Here is a 22,959-nt window from a genome sequence, read left to right as displayed (position 1 = left end):
GTCGGAACTGGCCGGGCGCGCGAAACATGTGATGTGATCCCTTTGGCGCCTTGGGCCGCCGGGCAACGAATGAGAACATGAACGCAGCGAGACGGTTCCCGCCGCTGGTCCCACTTTATACTACGCCGGCCAAGCCGACCGGCTACCAATTTCACAAATCGGGGAAGTAACCCTGCAGGGTGCGGACCTCGAGATCCCCGCCCAGATAGGCCCGGATACCCTGCGCCGCCGCCAGTGCACCCGAAAGAGTGGTGTAATATGGCACTTTATGCAAGAGGGCAGCACGTCGCAATGAGCGGCTGTCGGCCAGCGCCTGCGGCCCCTCGGTGGTATTGAAAACGAGTTGCACCTCGCCGTTGGTAATTGCGTCAACAATGTGCGGGCGGCCTTCCAGCACCTTGTTGATCTTTTCCGCCGGTACCCCGTTCTCCACGAGGAAACGCTGGGTGCCCGAGGTTGCGATCACCTTGAAGCCGAGCGAGCTCAGCATTTTCACTGCATCGAGGATGCGCGCCTTGTCGATTTCGCGCACCGACACGAACACGGTTCCCTTGCGCGGCACGCGCGTGCCGCCCCCGAGCTGGCTCTTGGCGAAGGCGACGGCGAACGACGTGTCGATGCCCATGATCTCGCCGGTCGATTTCATTTCCGGCCCGAGCACGGTGTCGACGCCGGGGAAGCGCGCGAACGGGAACACGGATTCCTTGACGCCGACATGGTTGAGCTTGCGCGGCTTCAGCTTGAAGTCAGCGAGCCTCTCGCCGGCCATGATGCGGGCTGCGATCTTGGCGACCGGAATGCCGACCACCTTGGCGACGAACGGCACGGTGCGCGATGCACGCGGGTTCACTTCGAGCACGTAGATCTCGCCGTCCTTGATGGCGTACTGGACGTTCATCAGGCCGACGACGTCGAGGCCGAGCGCGAGCTCGCGGGTCTGGCGTTCGAGTTCGGCGATCATCGCGGCGTCGAGCGAATGCGGCGGCAGTGAGCAGGCCGAGTCGCCGGAGTGAATGCCGGCTTCCTCGATATGCTCCATGATGCCGACGACGAACGTATCTTTGCCGTCGCACAGGCAGTCGACGTCGACTTCGGTCGCATCGGACAGATAGCGGTCGAACAGCAGCGGGTTCTTGCCGAGCACCGTGTTGATCTGGCCGGTCTTGTCGTTGGGATAGCGCGCCTTGACGTCGGCGGGCACCAGCTCCGGCAGGGTGCCGAGCAGGTAATCGCCGAGCTGGAACTCTTCGCGGATGATCTGCATGGCGCGGCCGCCGAGCACATAGGACGGACGCACGACCAGCGGCAGACCGAGATCAGCGGCCACGAGGCGCGCCTGTTCGACCGAATAGGCGATGCCGTTCTTCGGCTGCTTGAGACGCAGCTTGTCCAGCACGCGCTTGAAGCGGTCGCGGTCTTCGGCGAGATCGATGGCGTCGGGCGAAGTGCCGAGGATCGGCACGTCGGCGGCTTGCAGCGCATGCGCGAGTTTCAGCGGGGTCTGGCCACCGAACTGCACGATTACGCCATGCAGCGTGCCGTTGCTGCGCTCGGTGTCGATGATCTCCAGCACGTCCTCGGCGGTCAGCGGCTCGAAGTAGAGCCGGTCCGCGGTGTCGTAGTCGGTGGACACCGTTTCCGGATTGCAGTTGACCATGATGGTCTCGTAACCGGCGTCATGCAGCGCGAAGCAGGCGTGACAGCAGCAGTAGTCGAACTCGATGCCCTGACCGATCCGGTTCGGGCCGCCGCCGAGAATGATGACCTTGTTCTTGTCCGACGGTGCGCTTTCGTCCGCGGCGGTGCCGGCGAACGGCGCCTCATAGGTCGAATACATGTAGGCGGTCGGGGATGCGAATTCGGCGGCGCAGGTGTCGATGCGTTTGAACACCGGACGCACGTTCAAGGATCGCCGCAGTGACTTTACTTCGGCTTCGGTCTTGCCGGCCAGCACCGCAAGGCGCGCGTCGGAGAAGCCCATCGCTTTCAGCGTGCGCATGCCGTGGGCATTGCCGGGCAGGCCGTGCGTCTTGACCTTGTCTTCCATCTCCACGATGCCGCGCATTTCGGCGAGGAACCACGGGTCGATCTTGCACGAGGTGAAGATCTCTTCGTTGGTCCAGCCGAGCCGCATCGCCTGCGCGACCTGCAGCAGCCGGTCGGGCGTCGGCGTGCCGAGCGCGGCGCGCACCGCGTTCTTGTCGTCGCTCTGGCCGAGGCCCTCGATTTCGATCTCGTCGAGACCGGTGAGGCCGGTCTCAAGGCCGCGCAGCGCCTTCTGCAAGCTTTCCTGGAAGGTGCGGCCGATGGCCATCACTTCGCCGACCGACTTCATCGAGGTGGTCAGGGTGGTGGAGGCGCCGGGGAATTTCTCGAAGGCAAAGCGCGGAATCTTGGTGACCACGTAGTCGATGGTCGGCTCGAACGACGCCGGCGTCGCACCGCCGGTGATGTCGTTGGCGATTTCATCGAGCGTGTAGCCGACGGCGAGCTTCGCCGCGACCTTGGCGATCGGGAAGCCGGTGGCCTTGGAGGCCAGCGCGGACGAACGCGACACGCGCGGATTCATTTCAATGACGACCATGCGGCCGTCCGCCGGATTGACGCCGAACTGCACGTTCGATCCGCCGGTCTCGACGCCGATCTCGCGCAGCACCGCCAGCGAGGCGTCGCGCATGATCTGGTATTCCTTGTCCGTCAGCGTCAGGGCAGGGGCGACGGTGATGGAGTCGCCGGTGTGCACGCCCATCGGATCGAGGTTCTCGATCGAGCAGACAATGATACAGTTGTCCTTCTTGTCGCGGACAACCTCCATCTCGTACTCTTTCCAGCCGAGCACCGACTCTTCGATCAGCACTTCGTTGGTCGGCGAGGCATCGAGTCCGCGTTCGATGATGTCGAGGAATTCCTCGCGGTTGTAGGCAATGCCGCCGCCGGTGCCGCCCATGGTGAACGACGGGCGGATGATGGCAGGCAGGCCGATCTCGGACAGCGCCATCAGCGCCTGACCGAGCGCATGTTCCTGATAGCGCTTGCGCCGGTCACCCTCGTGCAGCACCCACTGGCGCTCGTGTTCGGCAAGCGCTTCGCCGGAGAGCTTTTCCTTCTCGGCGAGATACTGGTCGCGATACTGCTTCTTCAGGTCGGAGGCGTTGGCGAGCCGCGACTTCGGCGTCTCGAGCCCGATCTTGGTCATCGCCTCGCGGAACAGCTGGCGGTCTTCCGCCTTGTCGATGGCGTCGGCGGTGGCGCCGATCATCTCGACGTCGAATTTCTCCAGCGTGCCCTGACGGCGCAGCGACAGCGCGCAGTTCAGCGCGGTCTGGCCGCCCATGGTCGGCAGCAGCGCGAAGCCGCCGGGAATGACATGGCGTTCCTTCTCGATGATCTTGGCGACGATTTCCGGCGTGATCGGCTCGATATAGGTCGCGTCCGCCAGTTCCGGGTCCGTCATGATGGTGGCCGGATTGGAATTGACGAGGACGATGCGATAGCCCTCTTCGCGGAGCGTTTTCACGGCCTGGGTGCCGGAATAGTCGAATTCGCAGGCCTGACCGATCACAATGGGGCCAGCGCCGATGATGAGGATCGTCGAGATGTCTGTACGTTTAGGCATTGTCGCTCAATAGTGGATCGAATTGAAGTTTGCGACAGCAAAGACAGGGCGCCGCGCTGAAACCCTCTCCCCGTGGGGGAGAGGGTAGGGTGAGGGGGTTCTATGGTGGACGGACGGGCTCGTGCCCTGCGCCAAAGGATGACCGACGCGGAAAAGCTGATGTGGAGCAGGCTCCGCAGCCGCCGGTTGGCTGGCGTCAAGTTCAAGCGCCAACAGCCGCTTTTCGGTTACATCGTTGATTTTGTCGCTCCGGACCGGAAGCTGGTGATTGAGATTGACGGTGGGCAGCATGCCGAACAGACCGATCAGGATGCCAAACGCAGCACAATGATTGAAGAATCCGGATATCACGTCATCCGCTTCTGGAATCATGACGTTCTGGGCAATATCGACGGCGTTCTTCAGACCGTTATTCAAGAGCTGAACATCTCCCGATGAGCCCCCTCACCCCAACCCTCTCCCCGCCGGGGAGAGGGGGTAGGTCGTGGCTAGGTCAAAAACTGGGCACAAAAAAAGGGCGCGCATCCGCGCGTCCCTTGAGCCAAGCGCCAGGTTGCCCTCGCGCGCGGGGTGTCTTTAGACCAGATTCCCGAGCGTTGAAAGGCTTTTAAGGCCGCAATTAACCGGCATTTTTACGCAGTTTCGGGCTTTTTGACGCTCAGGTGGGCGTGGTTGCCACGAAGGTCATGCGGGCCGGGTTGTAGCCGACATTGGTTTTGGCGCGGACCGGCGAAAACCCTGCGGTTTTCAGCTTGGCCAGCATGTCGGCCTCGCCGTAGCGCTGCAGCCCGATGCTTTGGCGCAATTGCCAGTAATCGGAGAGGGCGGTGCGCGCGAGGCCCCACAGCGCGTCGGTCAGGAAGCCGTTTTTGGCCGCGAGCTTGAGCAGCGCGATCACGTCGGTGGCGGCGCCCACTTCCGGCCGCAGGATGTCGCCGAGCACGAGCTTGCCGCCCGGCTTCAGGATACGCCGCATCAGGCTGAAGGCGCGGTCGAGTTCCGCCGGCGTCATGTACTGCGCGACCGAAATCATCACCGCGAGGTCGACCGAGCGATCCGGCAATTGCTGAAGGTCGTCGAGGGAGCGGACATCGATTTTCGGGTTCGGGCCGAAGCGCGCACTCAGCCGCCCGCGCACGCCGGGCGCGGGTTCGGCGAGAATGAGCTTCCGGCAGGCGGCGGCAACCCCCGCTGCGAACAGTGCTTCCCCGCACGAATAGTCGAGCACGACGGCGTCGGGCGAGGGCACATAGCTGAGAATGTCATTGGCGATCACGCGGAAATGCACATCGCGATGCAGCTTGCTGACATAAATCGTATGCGTTGAATCGTAATAGTCGATCCAGTCGTCCATCGGCCTGTCCGGCAGCATGATCCCGAAAAGTGGAAGCCGGTTTTCGGAAGATCATGCCTCTACGTTAATGGCATCCCTGCGTTGCCGCAGAACCATGCCTCCAAATGAAGGGTTCCTTGTGCAGGAACCGGCGGGTGCAGGATGCGTTAGAAGGTCTGGCGATCCCTGTCCATCGCCTGATCTGTATCTCCTAGCAGGAAGGCCCCGCCGTGAGCAAAACCAGGACCAGCGTTTCCCCCGATCTCGATACGCCCACCGACCTCGACACCGCAGACGTGGCCAAGGTGTCTGCCGCCCTCAACACGCTTCTGGCCGATGCCTTCGCGCTTTATCTGAAGACCAAGAACTTCCACTGGCACATCAGCGGGCGGCATTTCCGCGACTATCACCTGCTGCTGGACGAACAGTCCGATCAGATTTTCGCGACCACCGATGTGCTGGCGGAGCGTGTCCGCAAGATCGGCGGCAGTACCATCCGCTCCATCGGCAACATCGCCAAGCTGCAGACCATCAAGGACAATGACGAGAAGTTCGTGCCGCCGCGCGAGATGCTGCGCGAACTCATGAACGACAACAAGAAGGTCGCCGCCGCGATGCGCAAGGCGCACAAGATCTGCGACGATGCCGAGGATGTGGCCTCCGCCAGCATTCTTGAGAACTTCATCGACGAAACCGAGCGGCGGACCTGGTTCCTGTTCGAGGCGACGCGGCAGGAAGGCGGCAACGAAGCCTGATTTCCAAAAACGTCGCGCTCTGGAAAAACGCCCGCCTCGTAGCGGGCGTTTTGTTTCATTCTGATCTGTCTTCGGCCCATGCTAATAAGGCGTCCCGCTTTCGCGGGGCGGGGTGGAGACGTTTCTTGCACGCATTCGAATGGCTGATCGGCCTGTTGATGGGCGCCATGCTGCTGTCGGCCCTGGCGCGGCGTCTTGGCGTGCCCTATCCGACCTTTCTGGCGCTCGGCGGCATCGCGATTGCGCTCCTGCCCAGTTCACCCAACTGGACGCTTGAGCCGGATCTGGCGCTGGCGCTGTTCGTCGCGCCGGTGCTGCTCGACGCCGCGTTCGACACGTCCACCCGCGATCTGCGGGACAACTGGCTTCCGGTCGCCATGCTGGTGGTGGCTGCGGTCGGCGTGACCACCGTGGCTGTCGCCGTCGTGGTGCGCTGGCTCGTGCCGGAGATGCCGTGGGCCGCGGCGGTCGCGCTCGGCGCCATCGTTGCGCCGCCGGACGCCGCCGCCGCGACGGCGATCCTGCGCAGTGTCCGGCTGCCTTACCGCATCCAGAAAATTCTCGAGGGTGAAAGCCTGCTCAACGATGCCAGCGCGCTGCTGATCTATCGTATCGCCGTCGGCGCAGCGATGGCGTCTTCGTTGAGTCTGGAGAGCATCGCCCCGGCGCTCACGCTGTCGCTGATCGGCAGCGTCATCGCCGGTTATGTGCTGGCGCGGGCGATAATGCCGCTGCTGACTCGGATCTCCGACGTGCCAACCGCGATCATCATGCAGTTCGCGACAACGTTTGTTGTCTGGATCATCGCCGAGAAGCTGCAACTGTCGGCCATCCTGACCATCGTGGTCTATGCCATCGTCATCTCACGCAGCGTGCCGATGCTCACCTCGGCGCGAATGCGCGTGCCGTCCTATGCGGTGTGGGAGACGGTCGTCTTTCTTCTCAATGTGATGGCGTTCGTGCTGATCGGAATGCAGTTGCGGCCGATCTGGAGCGGACTGGGCGACGGGTCGGTCCGCCAGCAGTACTGCATCGTCGCCGGCATCGTGCTGGTGACCGTGATCGTGGTGCGGATTGTCTGGATGATGTGCTACATCACCGTCGTGCGCGCGAAGCTCCTGCGCTACGGCTACAACCCGGAGCGGAAATCCGGCGTCCCATCGGTCAAGAGCAGCCTGCTGATCTCGTGGTGCGGGATGCGCGGCATCGTCACGCTCGCGGCTGCGTTCGCGCTGCCGGTGGGCTTTCCCTATCGCGATCTGATCCTGCTCACCGCCTTCGGGGTGGTGCTGGGCACGCTCGTCATTCAGGGGCTGACGCTGCGGCCGCTGATCGACTGGTTTGCGCTGGATGATGGCGATCCGGTCGGTCAGGAGATCGGCTGGGCGCGCCGCGCGGCCTTGCATGCGGCGCTGGAAGCGATCGACGGCAACACCTCGCCCGCGGCGGAATTGCTGCGGCTTGAATACCGGCAGTTGCTCGATCAGGCCGAAAGCAATCCGGATGGTCTGATGTCGAGCGAACTGCCTGCCGATCCTGTGCGGTTGCAGGCGATCGATGCCGCGCGACTTGTGCTGTTCGAGATGCGTCAGTCAGGCGAAATCGGCGACGACGCGTTTCACCGGCTGGAAGAGGAGTTCGACTGGGCCGAACTCAGCGCGGCGAAGTCGTAGTAAAGCGGGCTTGAGACTTAAGCCCGCTTTTTCTCGCGCATCAGATCGGCGAAGCGCTTGAACAGGTAATGCGAATCGCGCGGGCCGGGTGAGGCCTCGGGATGGTACTGCACCGAGAACACCGGTTTGTCGTCCAGCGCGATGCCGCAATTCGAGTCGTCGAACAGCGAGATATGCGTCTGGGTGACGTTCGTTGGCAGCGTGGTCTTGTCCACGGCGAAGCCGTGGTTCATCGAGGTGATCTCGACCTTGCCGGTGGTGAGATCCTTGACCGGATGGTTGGCGCCGTGGTGGCCCTGATGCATCTTCATGGTCTTGCCGCCCAGCGCCAGGCCGAGCATCTGGTGGCCAAGGCAAATCCCGAAGGTCGGCGTGCCGGACTCGATCACCTTCTTGATGACAGGCACGGCGTATTCGCCGGTCGCCGCCGGATCGCCGGGGCCGTTCGACAGGAACACGCCGTCCGGCTTCATCGCCAGAATGTCTTCGGCGGAGGTCTTCGCGGTGACTACCGTGACCTTGCAGCCTTCTCCGGCGAGCAGACGCAGGATGTTGCGCTTGATGCCGTAGTCGATGGCGACGACATTGAATTCCGGCTTGTCCTGCTTGCCGAACCCGTTGTTCCACTCCCACGGCGTCTCGTCCCAGTTGAAGCGCTGGGTGCTGGTCACCATCGGCACGAGGTCCATGCCCTCCAGGCCGGGCCACTCGCGCGCTTCTTCCTTGAGGCCGTGCAGATCGAACTTGCCGTCCTTGTTGTGGGCGATCACGGCGTTGGGCATGCCCTTGCTGCGGATCAGCGCGGTCAGCGCGCGCGTGTCGATGCCCGACAGGCCGATGATGCCGCGCGCCTTTAGCCATGCATCGAGATGCCTGGCGGCGCGATAATTCGACGGATCGGTGATGCCCGCGCGCAGGATCACGCCGCGTGCGCCCGGCGTTGCCGCCATGTTCACCGTTTCGATGTCTTCATCGTTGGTGCCGACATTTCCGATATGCGGAAATGTGAAGGTGATGAGCTGCCCGGCATAGGACGGATCGGTGAGGATTTCCTCATAACCGGTCATCGCCGTATTGAAGCAGACTTCGCCAACGGCCTGGCCTTCCGCACCGAGGCCGAAGCCTTCCAGCACGGTGCCATCGGCGAGCACGAGGAGCGCGGTCGGTTTGAGGTCCGGCCAGGCTGAGGAGTTATCTGATGTGGTCATAAGCCCATCACATAACCCCTGTGCCGCGGCGCGTCAAAGGCGGAACAGGTATGTTTCATCAGGTTTTTTGGGGTTTTCTGGAAAAATTGACAGGTGTCAAGAGAACCCTAATCTGCGCCTCCACGCAGCCGGGAAAGAACTGCGGCAAGGCAGGAGACATATCCATGAGTTCAGCGGGCGTTGCGCCGGAATTGCATCACCTTCATTCGGGCGGAACGATCGGGAATCTGATCGTCAATGCGGTGGGCCGGTATGCCGACCAGCCCGCCATTGCCGACGGCAAGGTGCGGTGGAGCTACCGCGAACTCGGCGACACCATCGGCCGGTTCATCAGCCTGTTCCGCTCCCTCGGGCTCAAGAAGGGCAGCGCGCTCTCCATTCTGGCCAGCAACCGCGCTGAATCATGGGCCGCGATCTGCGCCGCGCTGGTGATGGGCGTGCGCTACACGCCGCTGCATCCGATGGCGGCGGAGGACGACCACGCCTTCATCATCGAGGATGCCGAGATCGATCTTCTGATTGTCGAGGGTGCCAAGTTCGGCCCGCGCGGCATGGCGATCAAGAGCCGGGTGCCGTCGCTGAAGAATCTCTACTCGATCGGGCCGATGGACGGCGTGCGCGACATCATGCCGGACCTCGCCACTGTGAAAGCCGCGCCGCTGGTCGATGAAAGCTCGTCTCACGAGATCGCGTTTCTGGCCTACACCGGCGGCACCACCGGCCGCTCCAAGGGCGTGATGCTGCCGCATCGCGCCCTGATAACAATGACGCTGCTGCTCTATTCGGATTGGGACTGGCCCGAACAGATCCGTTTCCTTGCCGCGACCCCGATCAGCCATGCCGCCGGCGTCACATTGTTCCCGGTGATGATGCGCGGCGGCCTGATGCGCCTGGTGCAGGGCTTCGAGCCCGAGGTCTATGCGGGCGTGGTCGCGGCGGAGAAGATCAACTCGACCTTCCTGGTGCCGACGCTGATCTATGCGCTGATCGACAACGAACACCTGCGCAAGCGTCACGACATGTCGTCGCTGGAAATGATCGTCTATGGCGCCGCGCCGATGTCGCCGGACCGCCTGTTAGAGGGCATGAAGATTTTCGGTAAGGTGTTCGTGCAGCTCTATGGCCAGACCGAAGCGCCGCAATGCATCACCTCGATGCGCAAGATCGACCATGACGAGACCAAGCCGCAGCGGCTCGGCTCCTGCGGCCGCGCCAGCCCGTTCGTCGACGTGAAGCTGTTCGATGCGGAGATGCGCGAGGTCGGGATCAACGAGCCCGGCGAAATCTGCGTGCGCGGTCCGCTGGTGATGGACGGTTACTGGAAGCGCCCCGAGGCCAATGCCGAAACCCTGAAAGGCGGCTGGCTGCACACCGGCGATGTCGCGGTGAAGGACGAGGAGGGTTACTTTTATATCGTCGACCGCACCAAGGACATGATCATCTCCGGCGGCTTCAATATCTATCCGCGCGAGGTCGAGGATGCGCTGATGTCGCATCCCGCCGTTGCCTCCGCCGCGGTGATCGGCATTCCCGACGACAAGTGGGGCGAGGCGGTGAAAGGCTTTGTAGTGCTGAAAGCCGGCGCCAACAGCGGGGTCGCCGAGTTGCAGGCCCATGTGAAAGACAAGCGCGGCGCGCCGTGGTCGCCGAAGACCATCGATTTCGTTGATGTCATTCCGGTCACGGGGCTCGGCAAGATCGACCGCAAGGCGCTGCGCGCGCCGTACTGGGAAGGCCGCAAGCGCGGCGTGGCGTAGTGGAGAGGATTCGGCCTCGCGACATGTGAGACATACTCAGGCTGTCATGCGCGGGCTTGACCCGCGCATCCATCCTGAGAAAAGCTCTTCAAGTGATGGATTGCCAGGTCAGGCCCGGCAATGACAGAACAGGAAGGTTCGCATGCTCAATTCGCTTCCCGTCGTGCTGGTGCCTGGTCTTGCGTGCTCGCCGCGGATTTACGAGCCGCAGATACCTTCGCTGTGGCGGCAGGGCGCGGTGTTCGTCGCCAACCATGCGCGCGGCGGCGACATGGCGGCGATCGCGCGGCGCATTCTTGCCGAAGCTCCGCTGCGCTTTTCGCTCGCGGGCCATTCGATGGGCGGCTACATCATCTTTGAAATGTTCCGGCAGGCGCCGGAGCGGATTGCGCGGCTCGCTTTCCTGAATACATCGGCGCGGCCCGAAGCGCCGGAAGTCTCCGAAAAGCGGCGGGCGATGATCGCCGAGGTGAAGCAGGGCGGTTACCGCGCCGTGATGGATCGCCTGTTTGCGAACTTCGTGCATCCCGCGCTGGCGCGCGACGAGCAGTTGCACCGCATCGTGCTCGACATGGCTGACGACGTCGGTCCGGATGCCTTCGTCTGGCAGCTTGAGGCCATCACGGGACGTATCGATTCCCGCCCAACCCTGGCGCAGATCAAATGTCCGACGCTGGTCCTGACCAGCGATACGGACAACATGATGCCGCCCGATGCATCAAGCGAGATCGCGAGCGGTATCCCCGGCGCGAAGCTGGTCAACATTCAGGATTGTGGTCATCTCACGCAACTTGAGAAGCCTCAGGCAGTGACGGATGCGCTGCTGGACTGGCTGGAGATGTGACGGCGTTGGTTGTGCGGGCTCGCAAAACGCCCTAAATGAACGGCAATCTGATTTGCCGCGAGGGAGAGACCGATGCTGCGCGATGACATCAACAACGCCGTCAAGGACGCCATGAAGGCGAAGGACGAGCGCAAGCTCTCGACGCTGCGCATGATCAACTCGACGCTGAAGAACTCGGATATCGAGGCGCGCGGGCAGGGCAAGCCGCCGCTCAGCGACGAGGACATTCTCGGCGTGCTGCAAAAGATGATCAAGCAGCGTCAGGAATCGGTCGAACTGTACGACAAGGGCGGCCGCGCCGAACTCGCAGCGCAGGAGCGCGAAGAGATTGCGGTGATCTCGGCCTATCTGCCGAAGCAGATGTCGGACGACGAGGTAAAGACCGCCATCGCCGCTATCGTGAGCGAGACCGGCGCCGCCAGCATGAAGGACATGGGCAAGGTGATCGCCGCGCTGAAGGCGAAGTACGCCGGCCAGATGGATTTCGGCAAGGCCAGCGGTTTGGTGAAGGCGGCGCTGGCGGGTTAGTTCGGAAGACACCCCACCCGGCTGACCTGCGGTCAGCCGCCCTCCCCATCGAGGGGAGGGATTAAGAGATGCGGTGACGTCGTACCCTTTCTTCTCCCTCCCCCCTTGTGGGGAGGGAAGGCGCGAAGCGCCAGGGTGGGGGTGTTAGGATTACGCTTTTTCGAGATGGTTGCCATGCTGCCTCAAGCTGACACCTACGACGATCTCTACAAGAACTTCCGCTGGGACATTCCGGCGACATTCAATATCGCGACGGCCTGCTGTGATCGCCATGCCGACGGCTCCGGCCGGCTGGCGCTGATCTATGTGGATGAAGACGGAGGCACGCAGAGACTGTCGTTCGACGAGATCAGCGCGCTGTCGAAGAGTTTCGCCAATGTGCTGAAATCCGACGGCCTCAAGCCGGGCGACCGCGTCGCCGTGTTCCTGTCGCAGTCGGTGGAACTGCCGATCGCGCATCTTGCCGCCTTCCGCTCCGGGATGATCTCGGTTCCGCTGTTCACGCTGTTCGGCGAGGATGCGCTGGAATTCCGCCTCGCCAACAGCGGGGCGCGGGCGGTCATCACCGACGAGGGCGGCTGGGAGAAACTCTCCAAAATCCGCGACCGGCTGCCGCATCTGCAGGACATCTATATCACCAGCGGCGCGGTCCATGCCGGTGCGAAATCGTTCTGGCAGTCGATCGAGGATGCCTCGGAGGATTTCCAGACCGTTGATACCAGCCCCGACGATCCGGCGATCATCATTTATACGTCAGGCACGACAGGGAATCCCAAGGGCGCGCTGCACGCCCATCGCGTGCTGCTCGGCCATCTGCCCAATGTCGAGATGGCACATGATTTCTTTCCGAAGCCCGGCGACCTGATGTGGACGCCGGCGGACTGGGCCTGGATCGGCGGCTTGTTCGATGCGCTGTTCCCGGCGTGGTATTACGGCGTGCCGATGCTCGGCTATCGCGCGAAAAAATTCGAGCCGCAGGCGGCGATGCAATTGATGGCCGATCACGGTGTGCGCAATGTGTTCCTGCCGCCCACCGCATTGAAGCTGATGCGTCAGGCGAACGTCAGGCATGACGGCGTGAAGCTGCGCAGCATCTTCTCCGGGGGCGAGTCGCTCGGCGCTGAACTGATCGAGTGGGTGCGCGCCACCTTCGGCGTCGATGTGCACGAGATCTACGGCCAGACCGAATGCAATCTGGTCCTTGCCAACAATTCCCATCTGTTTCCGATCAAGCCGGGCTCGATGGGCAAACCGACGCCGGGATTCGATGTGCGCATTGTCAATGAGCAGGGCGAGGAATTGCCGCGAAATGAACGCGGCATTGTCGGGGTGCGCGTGCCCAATCCGGTGACCATGATCGAATACTGGAAGAACCCGGAGGCCACTGCGAAGAAATATGCGAACGGCTTCCTCCTCACCGGCGATCTCGGCGTGCAGGATGACGACGGTTACTTCTGGTACGTCAGCCGCGAGGACGATGTCATCACCAGCGCGGGTTATCGCATCGGTCCTGCGGAGATCGAACACACCTTGATGAAGCATCCGGCGGTGGCGATGTCCGCCGTGGTCGGCATTCCCGATCCAATCCGCACCGAGGCGATCAAGGCATGGATCGTGCTGCGTCCGGGATTTGCTGCGAGCGACGCGCTGGCGAAGGAGATTCAGGATTTCGTCAAGGTGCAGCTCGCCGCCCACGAGTATCCGCGTCTCATCCAGTTCACGGACGCCCTGCCGATGACGGCCACCGGCAAGGTGCTGCGGCGGGAATTGCGCGGATTGGGGTAGACGCTTCTTCTCCCTCCCCCTTGTGGGGAGGGTCGACCGGCGTCAGCCGGTCGGGGTGGGGGTCTGCAACGCAGTGAGTATGCGCTCCATCACGCCGTCGAGATTTTGGTCGATATCTGAATTCCAAAATCGAAGGATACGAAAACCTTGCGAGGCAAGAAAGGCATCGCGATCACGGTCACGCTCAGCATTTTTGACGAAACCGTGCTGACCTCCGTCAACTTCGATGGCTATTCGTTCGTTAAAGCAAGCGAAATCGACGATGTACGCTCCAATCGGGACTTGGCGGCGAAAGTGAAAACCTAGTTGTTTAAGGACGCGCAGTTTAGCCCACAGTCTAACCTCTTGTGGGGTGAGTCGCTTTCGGAGTTGGCGCGCTGTTTCATTAGCCATCCATCACCCCACCCGGCTGACCTGCGGTCAGCCACCCTCCCCATCGAGGGGAGGGAGGTCACTGCCCTACATCCCCGGCACTTTCACGCCGAGCCGCTTCAGCGCCTCCAGCATTCGCTTTGGCGGCTCCATCTTCACCGCCAGCGGCTTGCCGGTTTCCAGCAGGCTCTTGAGGCTGGAAAGGATCGCCGGCCATCCCGCGCGACCGCCGGACAGAATGTCCTCGTCGATCGGCCGGTCATTGGCCTCGGACATCGTCAGGCGGACGGCGTCGCCTGATTGTTCGATCTCATAGGTCACCAGCGTCTCGCCGAGCGCCTCGATCAGGCCCGGCCAGTTAACGTTGAAGGTGATGACCAGCTTGCGCGGCGGATCGTAGGCGACGACTTCGCCGCTGATGTGGACCGATCCGTCGGGCGCGCGAAGCACGAACGCGCCGCCCACCCGGTCCTCGACCTCGACGCCGAAGCCCGAGAAGTAATCCCGGCTGTATTCGGCGGACGTCAGCGCGTCCCACACCTTCTCCGGCGTTGAGGCGATGTAGATCGTGTAGACGAGGGACGGTTTGAACTTGCTGATGTCCATCACGCGCGCTCCGCGCTGCGTGGCATGTCGAAATCCAGCGGCTTGCCGGTCTCCAGAATGCTCTTGAGGCTGGAGAGGACCAGCGGCCAGCCTTCGGAAATGCTGGGCAGTGTCTTGCTGTCCTCGGCGAAATCCTCGTGGGTCACGGTGAGCTTGACCGCGCCGTTGCTGGGCTCAAGTAGGAATGTCACGCGCGAGGGACGCTCCTTGATCATCTCCGCATCGAAGACCGAGAGCCAGCTATAGGACAGTCTGCGCGGCGGATCGGATTCGAGCACGAAGCCCTCGTTCACCACCTTGCCGAACCTGTCCATGTGCATGCGGGAGCCGACCTTCCAGTCGGAATGCAGGCTGCAGCCGAACCAGTAGCTTTCCGTGAAGGCCGTGTTGGTCAGGGCATGCCAGAGTTCTTCCGGCGTGGTCTTGATGAAGGTCACATAGACGAATTCGGGTTTACGCATCACGCTTCTCCAGTTGCCTCTTTAACTCGCTGAGCGCGGCGAGCTTGCCGCGCTCGAATTTCCTGATCCATCGGTCGCCGATCTCATGGATCGGAACGGGATTGAGGTAGTGCAGCTTCTCGCGGCCGTGCTTGAGCGTGGTCACGAGATTGGCGTCTTCAAGAATCCCCAGATGCTTGGTCACGGCCTGCCGGGTCATGTCGAGGCCGTCGCAGAGCTCGAGCAGCGTCTGCCCGTTGCGGGCGTGGAGCCGGTCCAGCAATGAGCGCCGCGATGCATCCGCCAATGCCTTGAAGACCTCGTCCATGGCTGGAATAATAGGCAACCAAATGGTTGCCTGTCAAGCGACGGCTGAAATCATTTGCGCGCCGGTTGAACCGCTTGCATTTGCGCAGCGTCTGATCTTTTGATGCGGTCTCACGCATCGGGGAATTTCATGTCGCTTCAGGTCTATCTCGCCTATGTCGCCGCCTGTGTCGCGCTCGCGATCCTGCCGGGTCCGATCGTCACCCTCGTCATTGCCAACGGTCTTCGCTACGGCACGCGCGCGGCGCTCACCAACATTGCCGGCGCGCAGGTGGGCCTTGTGATCATCATCGGCATCATCGCCGTGGGCCTGACATCGCTGATGGCGACGATGGGCTACTGGTTCGAATGGGTGCGGTTCGCGGGCGCGGCCTATCTCGTCTGGCTCGGCATCAAGCTGTTCCGCTCGACCGGCGCGATGTCGTCGACCGACGCGCCACCGCCGCCGCGCGGCGGATTCTTTCTTCAGGGATTTCTGGTGCTGCTGAGCAACCCGAAGGTGCTGGTGTTCTTCGGCGCGTTCATTCCGCAATTCGTCGATATGAATCAGGATCACCTGCCGCAGGTGGCGCTGCTCGGCGTCACCTTCACCGTGATCGCGGCGCTGTCCGACGGCGCCTACGCCCTGCTGGCGGGCCGTGCGGGCAAGCTGCTCTCCGCGCGCCGCGTGCGCCTCGTCTCGCGCATTTCCGGCGGCTTCATGATCGGCGGCGGCATCTGGCTCGCCCTGACGCGGGCGAGATAACGATGCTGCCGGATATTCCGTGGTTCGTTTATGCGATGCTGCTGGCGCCGGTCGGCCTCATCGTATTCGCGGCGATCTACAAATATCTGGAAGTCCGCGCCGCCAGCGACTGGCCAAGCGTGCCGGGCAAGGTGGTGATCTCGAAGCCGGAAACGCGCGACGTCAGGGTCATCGATAGCGACCGCGAGGCGGGGCATTACTGCGAGGAGCGCAACTTCGCGAACGTCACCTATGAATATGTGATCGCGGGGCAGGCCTATCGCAACAACCGCGTCACCATCGGCGAGGATCGCGGCAATTTCGAAGTCGCCGAAACCCTCGCGCGCTATCCGGTCGGGACGGCTGTCACCGTCTATTACAATCCAAACAAGCGTAGCGAGGCCGTGCTCGAGCGCGACATGCCCAAGGGCATGTGGGGCTGCATCGGCTGGATGGTGGTGATTGCGGTCGCGCTGGTGTTCGGCTCGGCGATCGGCTTTCACAAACTGACCGATTTCGTCTCGACCAGACTCGCCAACCCCGAAATGTCGGGCATGATCGTGGCGCTGGGCGCATTCGGCGCCGCGATCGCGCTGTTCGCGCTGATGTTTCAGCGTCAGGCGTCGCTTGCGAAAAAATGGCCGGTGGTGAAGGGCAGGATCAAGACCTCCGGTCTTGAGGAATTTCGCGCGGCGCCCGAGGAAGGCCGCTCGCACGGCACCACCAAGTTCCAGTCAAAGGTGCTGTATTCCTATCGCTACAACGGCATCGATTACACCAGTTCGCAGGCGTCCTACGACGGACAGGTCTCATCCACATCGCGCTGGATGATGGAGCGTGTCGCGAAGAAATATCCCAACGGCAAGCGTGTCGATGTTCACGTCAATCCGGAAAATCCATCGCAGGCGGTGCTGGAGACGCGCACGCCCGGCGTCTGGATTCTCTGGCTGTCTGCGATCGCGATCTGGGGCATCGCTTATTTCGTCGCGACGAAAGGCTAGCGCCTCACTCGGCGGGCATCAGTTTCCTGGCGTGCAGCCCTTCCTCGATCTCGCGCAGGAGACGTGACAGCCGCTCCGCCCATTGATGCTGGCCGGACTGGTCGCTGATCAGATCCTGACGGATCTCGATGCCGGTATGCATCAGCCCGCGCTTTTCGCCATGCACAGGAATGGTGTAGTCGGTCGCGTCGCTCACCGCATAAGGCTCGTTATCGCCGACCACCAGATCGCCCTCAAGGCGCAGCTTGTCGCGCAAGAGATGCGGCAGCCGGTCGTCGCGGTTGTAGAGCGTGCCGATGTGCCAGGGCCGGGCGATGCCGGCATAGACCGGCGTGAACGAATGCAGCGACACCAGAATGGTCGGCAGACCCTGTGCCTTGCGTGCGTCGAGCGCCTGCATGATGCGCGTATGGTAGGGCGCGAACACGGCGCGCTGCCGCTCCGCCACCTGCTCGCGGGTGAGCCCGCCATTGCCCGGAATTTCCGTCGCCTCGCTGATCAGCGGGATCGAGCCGGGGCTGTCGAACGGCCGGTTGCAGTCGATCACGAGGCGCGAATAGCGCTGCGCGATCAGATGCACGTCCATTTCACGGGCAAGCCAGGTCGCGACCTCGGCAATGCCGATGTCCCATGCGATGTGCCGCTCCAGTTCGCCGGCATGGACGCCGAGATCGCCGAGCGCGCGGGGGATCAGGCGGCCATAATGATCGCAGGTGAAGAAGAACGGCGAGCGGCTGCCGGCATTTTCCTCAAGGACCGGCGGAACTTCGTCGTCCTCAAGGAGTCGTAAAGTGTCGGCTGGAGCGGGCAGGGCCATTTTGTGTTCGTTGCCTATCACAGCGGCATCCAAGCCCAACAATTAGCCGGAAATGCAGCAAAAACAGCATGTACGATTCGCAGACGAATTCAATCGGCCTGAATGAGATGCCCCTGCTGACGATTCATCACAAGACCGAGTATCGCTACGACCGCCCGGTGGCGTTCGGCGAACACCGGATCATGCTGCGTCCGCGCGACGGTCACGATATCCGCGTGCTGTCGGAGCGGCTGGACATCTCGCCGGAGCCATCCTCGCTGCGCCGCATCCATGATGTCTTCGGCAACAGCGTCGCCATCGCCGATTTCGACACCGAGTCGGACCGGCTGGTGTTCGACTCGACCGTCACCGTCGATCACTATCCGCTGGAGAACATCGTCCTGACCCCCGATGACCAGGCCTATTACTACCCGTTCTTCTACGATCATGACGAACTGACCGACCTCGCACCGTCGATGACCCCGCAATACTGCGATCCCGACGGCGCGCTGGCGGCGTGGGCGCGGCAGTTTCTCAGCAACGCAAACCGGACCCGGACGCTCGACCTGCTGATCGGCATGACTCATGGCGTCCGGGAGTCGTTCGGCTACCGCAAGCGCCACGAGCAGGGCACCCAGCATCCGCTCGATACCCTGAGCATCGGTTCGGGCACCTGCCGCGATTTCGCGCTGTTCATGATCGAGGCGCTGCGACGACTCGGCATCGCGTCGCGTTTCGTCAGCGGCTACATCTTCATTCCGGGCGACGAGGCCCATGGCTATGTCGGTGGCGGCAACACCCATGCCTGGGTGCGGGCCTATCTGCCGGGCGCAGGCTGGATCGAGTTCGACCCCACCAATGGCATTGTCGGCAGCCGCGATCTCATTCGCGTGGCGGTGGCGCGCGACCCGCAACAGGCGATTCCGTTGCACGGCACCTATATGGGGCCGGCCGACGCCCACCTTGGCATGGACGTCACCATTCACGTCCTCTCGGTCGGGGAAGATCTGGAGGAAGCCGCCGCATGCTGATCAGGGTTGGATTCGAGATTTCGTACGGCGCCGTGGCCGAAACGCCGATGGTCGTCATGATGCGGATTCATCCCTCGCGCGCCCGGGATATCGTCGGCGAGGAGACGATCGTCACCGATCCGGATGTGCGTATTCGCTACTATCACGACTCTTTCGGCAACATCTGCGGGCGGCTGACCGCGCCGCCGGGCGGAATCACATTCCGTGGCCATGCGCTGGTGCGCGATACCGGGTTGCCCGACGCGGTCGTGCCTGAAGCGCAGCAGATGCCGGTCGAGCAATTGCCCGACGAGGTTCTGCTTTATCTGATGCCGAGCCGCTATTGCGAGACGGACCGCCTGACGGACTTCGCCTGGGCGCAGTTCGGCAATACACCGCCGGGATGGGCGCGGGTGCAGGCGATCAATGCATGGGTGCACAACCATGTGCGGTTTGACTACCAGCAGGCGCGGCCGACCAAGTCGGCCTTCGATGTCTTTGAAGAACAGCAGGGCGTGTGCCGCGATTTCGCGCATCTGGCGTTGACGCTGTGCCGCTGCATGAACATCCCGGCGCGCTATGCCACCGGCTACATGGGCGACATCGGCATTCCGCCCGATCCGGCGCCGATGGATCTGTCCGGCTGGTACGAGGTCTATCTGTCCGGCAAGTGGTACACGTTCGACGCGCGGCACAACATACCGCGCATCGGCCGTATCCTGATGGGCACTGGCCGCGATGCGGCAGACGTTGCAATCTCCACGACCTTCGGGCAGATGGTGTTGAACAAGTTCGTCATCGTGAGTGACGAAGTTATCGAGTCCAAAGCCAGCCAGTGAAGCCAGCGTCGGATAAGGGACCGCAGTTGCGATGACGGAGCGTCTGTTCGTCTACGGCACCTTAAGACGCGGTTCACGGCATCCATGGGCGGTAAAGCTGGCAGCCAAGGCCAGTTTCCTCGGCGAGGCGCGCTACAACGGCCGCCTTTATCGCATCACGCACTATCCGGGCGTCGTTCCGTCCACCCAGCCGGATGAGTGGGTGCATGGAGATGTCTTCGAACTGCGCGATCCGGAGATTCTGACAGCGCTCGACGCTTACGAAGGCTGCGGCCCGGACGATGCCGAGCCGACCCAGTATCTGCGCAAGCTTCAGAAAATGACGCTGGCCGACGGCACGTCCGTCGAGGCGTGGATGTATGTCTACAACTGGTCCCTCGAGAACCGGGAGCGGATCAAGTCCGGCCGGTTCGACGAAGTGGAATCGTAGACTTACGCGGCTTTTGCCGCGGCCGTCAGCGCCGCGGTGTCCTTGACGACAATCGCAAAACGATCGGCCAGTTCGGTCAGCGCCACGCGATGCACCACGCTGGCCGGAATCGTGCCGCCGAGCGGATCGGGCAGGTCGCGTGTTGCGGTGGCGTTGGCGATCACGGTGGTACGGTATTTCAGGTCGAGCGCCGCGCGGGCGGTCGCGCTGACGCACATATGGGTCATGAAGCCCGCGAGGATCAGTTCGGCGCGGCCGGTGCTTTTCACCAGCGCATCGAGATCGGTGCCCGCGAAGGAGTTCGGCAGCGTCTTGCGCACCACGACCTCGCCTGCAGCGGGCGTCAGCAGCGGCACGATCGCGGCGGTGGGCCCGTCCTCTGCGAACAGCGGGCGACCCGACGGCGCGTGCTGCACAATATGGAACACCGGAACGCCGCGCTCGCGTGCCAGCTTCAGCAGTTTGGCGGCCTCGACAATGGCGGCATCGACGCCGTCCAGCGGCAGATTGCCCTTGCCCGTGTATTCAAGCTGGGCGTCGATGATGACGAGGGCGGATTTGTCGAGCGCACTCGGATGCAGCGGCGCACCGGCGATCTGGAGCAGCGTTTTCGGGGCGGTAGCCATATTTTCTTGCTTTCGTTGAGTAATCCGGAACCGAGGCCGGACCATAAGGGCTGTGAATAGCCGGGACAATCCGGCTTTCATTGGGGGACGGACCCAGGAAGCCTATATTGATGGTCGGTTGCAGAGGCTGTCCGATTCCATGCGCTTTACGCCCCAATTTCTCGAAGAACTGCGCGCCCGGCTTCCGGTTTCGGAAGTCGTGGGCCGGCGTGTGAAGCTGAAGCGGGCGGGCAAGGAGTACAAGGGACTCTCGCCGTTCAAGCAGGAGAAGACGCCCTCGTTCACGGTGAACGACCAGAAGGGCTTCTATCACTGCTTCGCCTCCGGCAAGCACGGCAACATCTTCGACTTCATCATGGAGACAGAAGGCCTCGGCTTCATCGAGGCGGTGGAGGTCGCAGCCTCGCAGGCCGGCATGCCGCTTCCGGCGGTGACGCCTGACGCCGCGCGTCACGAGCAGCGCCGCAAGACGCTGTACGATGTGATGGACCTCGCCGCGAAATTCTTCGCCGACACGCTGGCCTCGCGCAATGGCGCGAAGGCGCGCGGTTATCTCGGCGACCGCGCTATCTCGCCCGCGACGCAATTGCAGTTCCGTCTCGGCTATGCGCCCGGCGAGCGCTTTGCGTTGAAGGAGCATCTCGGAGGGCTCGGCATTCCGGTCGAGGACATGGTCGAGGCGGGGCTTCTGATCGCGGGCGATGACATCCCGGTGCCGTACGATCGTTTCCGTGATCGCGTGATGTTTCCAATCACCGATGCGCGGGGCCGCGTCATCGCCTTCGGCGGCCGCGCGCTCGAAAAGGACGTGCCCGCGAAATATCTGAACTCGCCGGAAACGCCGCTGTTTCACAAGGGCGACAATCTCTACAATCTCGCCACCGCACGGCAGGCTGTCCATGACGGCGCGCAGCTCATCGTTGCCGAAGGCTATGTCGACGTGATCGCGCTGGTCACCACGGGGTTTCCCGGAGCGGTCGCGCCGCTCGGCACCGCGCTGACCGAGAACCAACTCGCGCTGCTGTGGAAGATGGCGGACGAGCCGATCCTGTGTTTCGACGGCGACAGCGCCGGACAGCGCGCGGCATTCCGCGCGGCGGATCTGGCGTTGCCGCATCTCAAGCCGGGAAAAAGTTTGCGTGTCGCGCTGCTGCCAGAAGGACAGGACCCCGACGATCTCGCCCGCTCCGGCGGGCGGGGCGCGATCGAGGAAGTGATCGCGCAGGCCAAGCCGCTGGCGGACATCGTGTGGTCGCGCGAAATCGAAGGCGGCAACTTCGCCACGCCAGAGCGGCGCGCGGCGCTGGAAGCGCGCATTGTTGAACTCACCAACGGCATCCGCGACGAAGTCGTGCGGCGCTATTACAAGCAGGATTTTTCCGAACGGCTGCGCAATGCGTTCGCGCCGCAAGGAAACTATCAGGGCGGATATCAAGGCGGCGCGCGCGGCGGTTTCCGGGGTCCGAACCAGGGCGGCTTCGGCGGCGAATCAGGGCGGCGTTTTCAGCCGCGCCCGCCGTTTGCCCCCGGCGGGGCCGGGCGGAGCGACGCCCGGGGCGGTCTATCCACAGGCCCGCGCACCATCAACCGGTCGCCCTATCAGGTCGCAAGCCCCCAACTGGCGGGTTCCTCGATCATGCGCGGTCAGCGCAGTTCCATCTCCCGGCGGGAGGCCCTGATCCTGCAATCGCTGCTCAACCACCCCTGGCTGCTGCACGATCATCTGGAGGAAATCACCGCCCTGGAGCTGGCCCATCCCGAGGCCCACAAGCTGCGCGCCGGGATCGTGACGGCCTTTGCGAATTACGGGCCGACCAACGATCTGGAGACCGAACGGACCCGAATCCGGACCTGGCTCACGGCGAACGGATATGATGAGCAGATTCAAAGGGTTGAGCGGGCGCTGACGACCAAGAGCGTCTGGGGGGCGCAGGCCGGCGCTGCGGCAGAGGACGTTCTTTCAACGTGGCATCAACTTGTTGTCTTGCATCGCCAATCCCACTCCTTACTTAGAGAACTCAAGGATGCCGAGCAGGCACTGGGGCAAGACAGCAGCGAGTCCAATGAGGCTTGGCTGCGCGATGTGAAAGCCCGGCTTGCTGACGTGGACGGCCTTGACGCGCTGATTGAGGGTTTCGGTGAATCTTCGGGCCGGTTCCAGCGCAGCGTGTGATGAAAATGATGCGGCAGGGCCCCGCCGGGGGTTTTATGTCTGCGCCAAGGCCTTAAAAAGACTCGCCAAACCGGGTTTTTACCCGCAAAAACAGGGTTAATCGTAGCTTAACGGCC

22 protein-coding genes are annotated in these 22,959 nt (G+C 62.8%); 13 read left to right on the top strand and 9 right to left on the bottom strand.

Going from position 1 to position 22,959, the window contains the following annotated elements; genetic code table 11:
• Positions 1-151 precede the first annotated feature (151 nt).
• A complete protein-coding gene (carB, locus tag AC1Q67_RS07365) occupies positions 152-3,616 on the bottom strand; it encodes a carbamoyl-phosphate synthase large subunit (protein WP_492234634.1) in 3,465 nt (1,154 codons plus the stop codon).
• Positions 3,617-3,754: 138 nt separating this feature from the next.
• Here carB and AC1Q67_RS07360 point away from each other — a divergent pair, with 138 nt between their 5' ends.
• Entirely contained in the window at positions 3,755-4,054 is a 300-nt protein-coding gene (locus tag AC1Q67_RS07360; protein WP_492234635.1) for an endonuclease domain-containing protein, read from the top strand.
• A 220-nt stretch (positions 4,055-4,274) separates the two neighbouring features.
• On the opposite strand, the gene AC1Q67_RS07355 is transcribed toward AC1Q67_RS07360, so the two are convergent.
• Entirely contained in the window at positions 4,275-4,970 is a 696-nt protein-coding gene (locus AC1Q67_RS07355; protein WP_492234636.1) for a class I SAM-dependent methyltransferase, read from the bottom strand.
• Positions 4,971-5,179: 209 nt separating this feature from the next.
• Between AC1Q67_RS07355 and AC1Q67_RS07350 the strand changes: the two genes are divergently transcribed.
• Entirely contained in the window at positions 5,180-5,704 is a 525-nt protein-coding gene (locus AC1Q67_RS07350; RefSeq protein ID WP_492234637.1) for a Dps family protein, read from the top strand.
• Positions 5,705-5,829: 125 nt separating this feature from the next.
• Positions 5,830-7,377 (top strand): cation:proton antiporter, encoded by a 1,548-nt coding sequence (locus tag AC1Q67_RS07345; protein WP_492234638.1) that lies wholly within the window; start codon positions 5,830-5,832, stop codon positions 7,375-7,377.
• Positions 7,378-7,394: 17 nt separating this feature from the next.
• Here the strand turns inward: AC1Q67_RS07345 and carA are convergent, their stop codons facing one another.
• On the bottom strand, positions 7,395-8,585 hold the full coding sequence (gene carA / locus AC1Q67_RS07340) for a glutamine-hydrolyzing carbamoyl-phosphate synthase small subunit (protein WP_492234639.1): 1,191 nt from the start codon (positions 8,583-8,585) through the stop codon (positions 7,395-7,397).
• A 164-nt stretch (positions 8,586-8,749) separates the two neighbouring features.
• Here carA and AC1Q67_RS07335 point away from each other — a divergent pair, with 164 nt between their 5' ends.
• From AC1Q67_RS07335 to AC1Q67_RS07320, 4 genes are all read left to right on the top strand, one after another.
• Positions 8,750-10,342, top strand: coding sequence for an AMP-binding protein (locus AC1Q67_RS07335; RefSeq protein ID WP_492234640.1), 1,593 nt, complete (start codon positions 8,750-8,752; stop codon positions 10,340-10,342).
• Positions 10,343-10,484: 142 nt separating this feature from the next.
• Complete coding sequence (locus AC1Q67_RS07330; RefSeq protein ID WP_024574343.1) at positions 10,485-11,186, top strand: alpha/beta fold hydrolase; 702 nt, start codon at positions 10,485-10,487, stop codon at positions 11,184-11,186.
• A gap of 72 nt (positions 11,187-11,258) precedes the next feature.
• Positions 11,259-11,714 carry a GatB/YqeY domain-containing protein gene (locus AC1Q67_RS07325; protein ID WP_492234641.1) on the top strand — a complete coding sequence of 152 codons (456 nt, stop codon included), beginning with the start codon at positions 11,259-11,261 and terminating at the stop codon, positions 11,712-11,714.
• A 174-nt stretch (positions 11,715-11,888) separates the two neighbouring features.
• Positions 11,889-13,499, top strand: coding sequence for an acyl-CoA synthetase (locus tag AC1Q67_RS07320; RefSeq protein ID WP_492234642.1), 1,611 nt, complete (start codon positions 11,889-11,891; stop codon positions 13,497-13,499).
• A gap of 42 nt (positions 13,500-13,541) precedes the next feature.
• Here the strand turns inward: AC1Q67_RS07320 and AC1Q67_RS07315 are convergent, their stop codons facing one another.
• From AC1Q67_RS07315 to AC1Q67_RS07300, 4 genes are all read right to left on the bottom strand, one after another.
• Complete coding sequence (locus AC1Q67_RS07315) at positions 13,542-13,892, bottom strand: endonuclease domain-containing protein (RefSeq protein ID WP_492234643.1); 351 nt, start codon at positions 13,890-13,892, stop codon at positions 13,542-13,544.
• A gap of 66 nt (positions 13,893-13,958) precedes the next feature.
• The gene (locus AC1Q67_RS07310; protein WP_492234644.1) at positions 13,959-14,477 is read right to left on the bottom strand and encodes an SRPBCC family protein; all 519 of its coding nucleotides are present in this window, start codon (positions 14,475-14,477) and stop codon (positions 13,959-13,961) included.
• Positions 14,477-14,938 (bottom strand): SRPBCC family protein, encoded by a 462-nt coding sequence (locus AC1Q67_RS07305; protein ID WP_492234645.1) that lies wholly within the window; start codon positions 14,936-14,938, stop codon positions 14,477-14,479. Before AC1Q67_RS07305 ends, AC1Q67_RS07310 begins: the two co-directional genes overlap by 1 nt.
• On the bottom strand, positions 14,931-15,245 hold the full coding sequence (locus AC1Q67_RS07300; RefSeq protein ID WP_492235691.1) for an ArsR/SmtB family transcription factor: 315 nt from the start codon (positions 15,243-15,245) through the stop codon (positions 14,931-14,933). Before AC1Q67_RS07300 ends, AC1Q67_RS07305 begins: the two co-directional genes overlap by 8 nt.
• Before the next feature lie 129 nt (positions 15,246-15,374).
• Between AC1Q67_RS07300 and AC1Q67_RS07295 the strand changes: the two genes are divergently transcribed.
• Both AC1Q67_RS07295 and AC1Q67_RS07290 read left to right on the top strand, forming a co-directional pair.
• Positions 15,375-15,989 carry a LysE family translocator gene (locus AC1Q67_RS07295; protein ID WP_492234646.1) on the top strand — a complete coding sequence of 205 codons (615 nt, stop codon included), beginning with the start codon at positions 15,375-15,377 and terminating at the stop codon, positions 15,987-15,989.
• Between the two features lie 2 nt (positions 15,990-15,991).
• Positions 15,992-16,969, top strand: a complete 978-nt coding sequence (locus tag AC1Q67_RS07290; RefSeq protein WP_492234647.1) for a DUF3592 domain-containing protein — start codon at positions 15,992-15,994, stop codon at positions 16,967-16,969.
• 4 nt (positions 16,970-16,973) lie between these two features.
• Here AC1Q67_RS07290 and AC1Q67_RS07285 read toward each other — a convergent pair whose 3' ends face one another.
• The gene (locus tag AC1Q67_RS07285) at positions 16,974-17,786 is read right to left on the bottom strand and encodes an N-formylglutamate amidohydrolase (protein WP_492234648.1); all 813 of its coding nucleotides are present in this window, start codon (positions 17,784-17,786) and stop codon (positions 16,974-16,976) included.
• A 68-nt stretch (positions 17,787-17,854) separates the two neighbouring features.
• Here AC1Q67_RS07285 and AC1Q67_RS07280 point away from each other — a divergent pair, with 68 nt between their 5' ends.
• The 3 genes from AC1Q67_RS07280 to AC1Q67_RS07270 are packed head-to-tail and all read left to right on the top strand — an operon-like array spanning position 17,855 to position 20,044.
• Positions 17,855-18,796, top strand: a complete 942-nt coding sequence (locus AC1Q67_RS07280) for a transglutaminase family protein (RefSeq protein ID WP_492234649.1) — start codon at positions 17,855-17,857, stop codon at positions 18,794-18,796.
• Positions 18,790-19,614 carry a transglutaminase-like domain-containing protein gene (locus AC1Q67_RS07275; RefSeq protein WP_492234650.1) on the top strand — a complete coding sequence of 275 codons (825 nt, stop codon included), beginning with the start codon at positions 18,790-18,792 and terminating at the stop codon, positions 19,612-19,614. Before AC1Q67_RS07280 ends, AC1Q67_RS07275 begins: the two co-directional genes overlap by 7 nt.
• Before the next feature lie 31 nt (positions 19,615-19,645).
• Positions 19,646-20,044, top strand: coding sequence for a gamma-glutamylcyclotransferase family protein (locus AC1Q67_RS07270; RefSeq protein ID WP_492234652.1), 399 nt, complete (start codon positions 19,646-19,648; stop codon positions 20,042-20,044).
• A 2-nt stretch (positions 20,045-20,046) separates the two neighbouring features.
• Here AC1Q67_RS07270 and AC1Q67_RS07265 read toward each other — a convergent pair whose 3' ends face one another.
• The gene (locus AC1Q67_RS07265) at positions 20,047-20,670 is read right to left on the bottom strand and encodes a cysteine hydrolase family protein (RefSeq protein WP_492234653.1); all 624 of its coding nucleotides are present in this window, start codon (positions 20,668-20,670) and stop codon (positions 20,047-20,049) included.
• A gap of 139 nt (positions 20,671-20,809) precedes the next feature.
• Between AC1Q67_RS07265 and dnaG the strand changes: the two genes are divergently transcribed.
• Positions 20,810-22,843, top strand: coding sequence for a DNA primase (dnaG, locus tag AC1Q67_RS07260; RefSeq protein WP_492234654.1), 2,034 nt, complete (start codon positions 20,810-20,812; stop codon positions 22,841-22,843).
• Positions 22,844-22,959: the final 116 nt, after the last annotated feature.

Source organism: Afipia sp. GW823-FHT06G09 (assembly GCF_058794875.1).
This window is presented reverse-complemented; position numbering and strand designations above follow the sequence as displayed.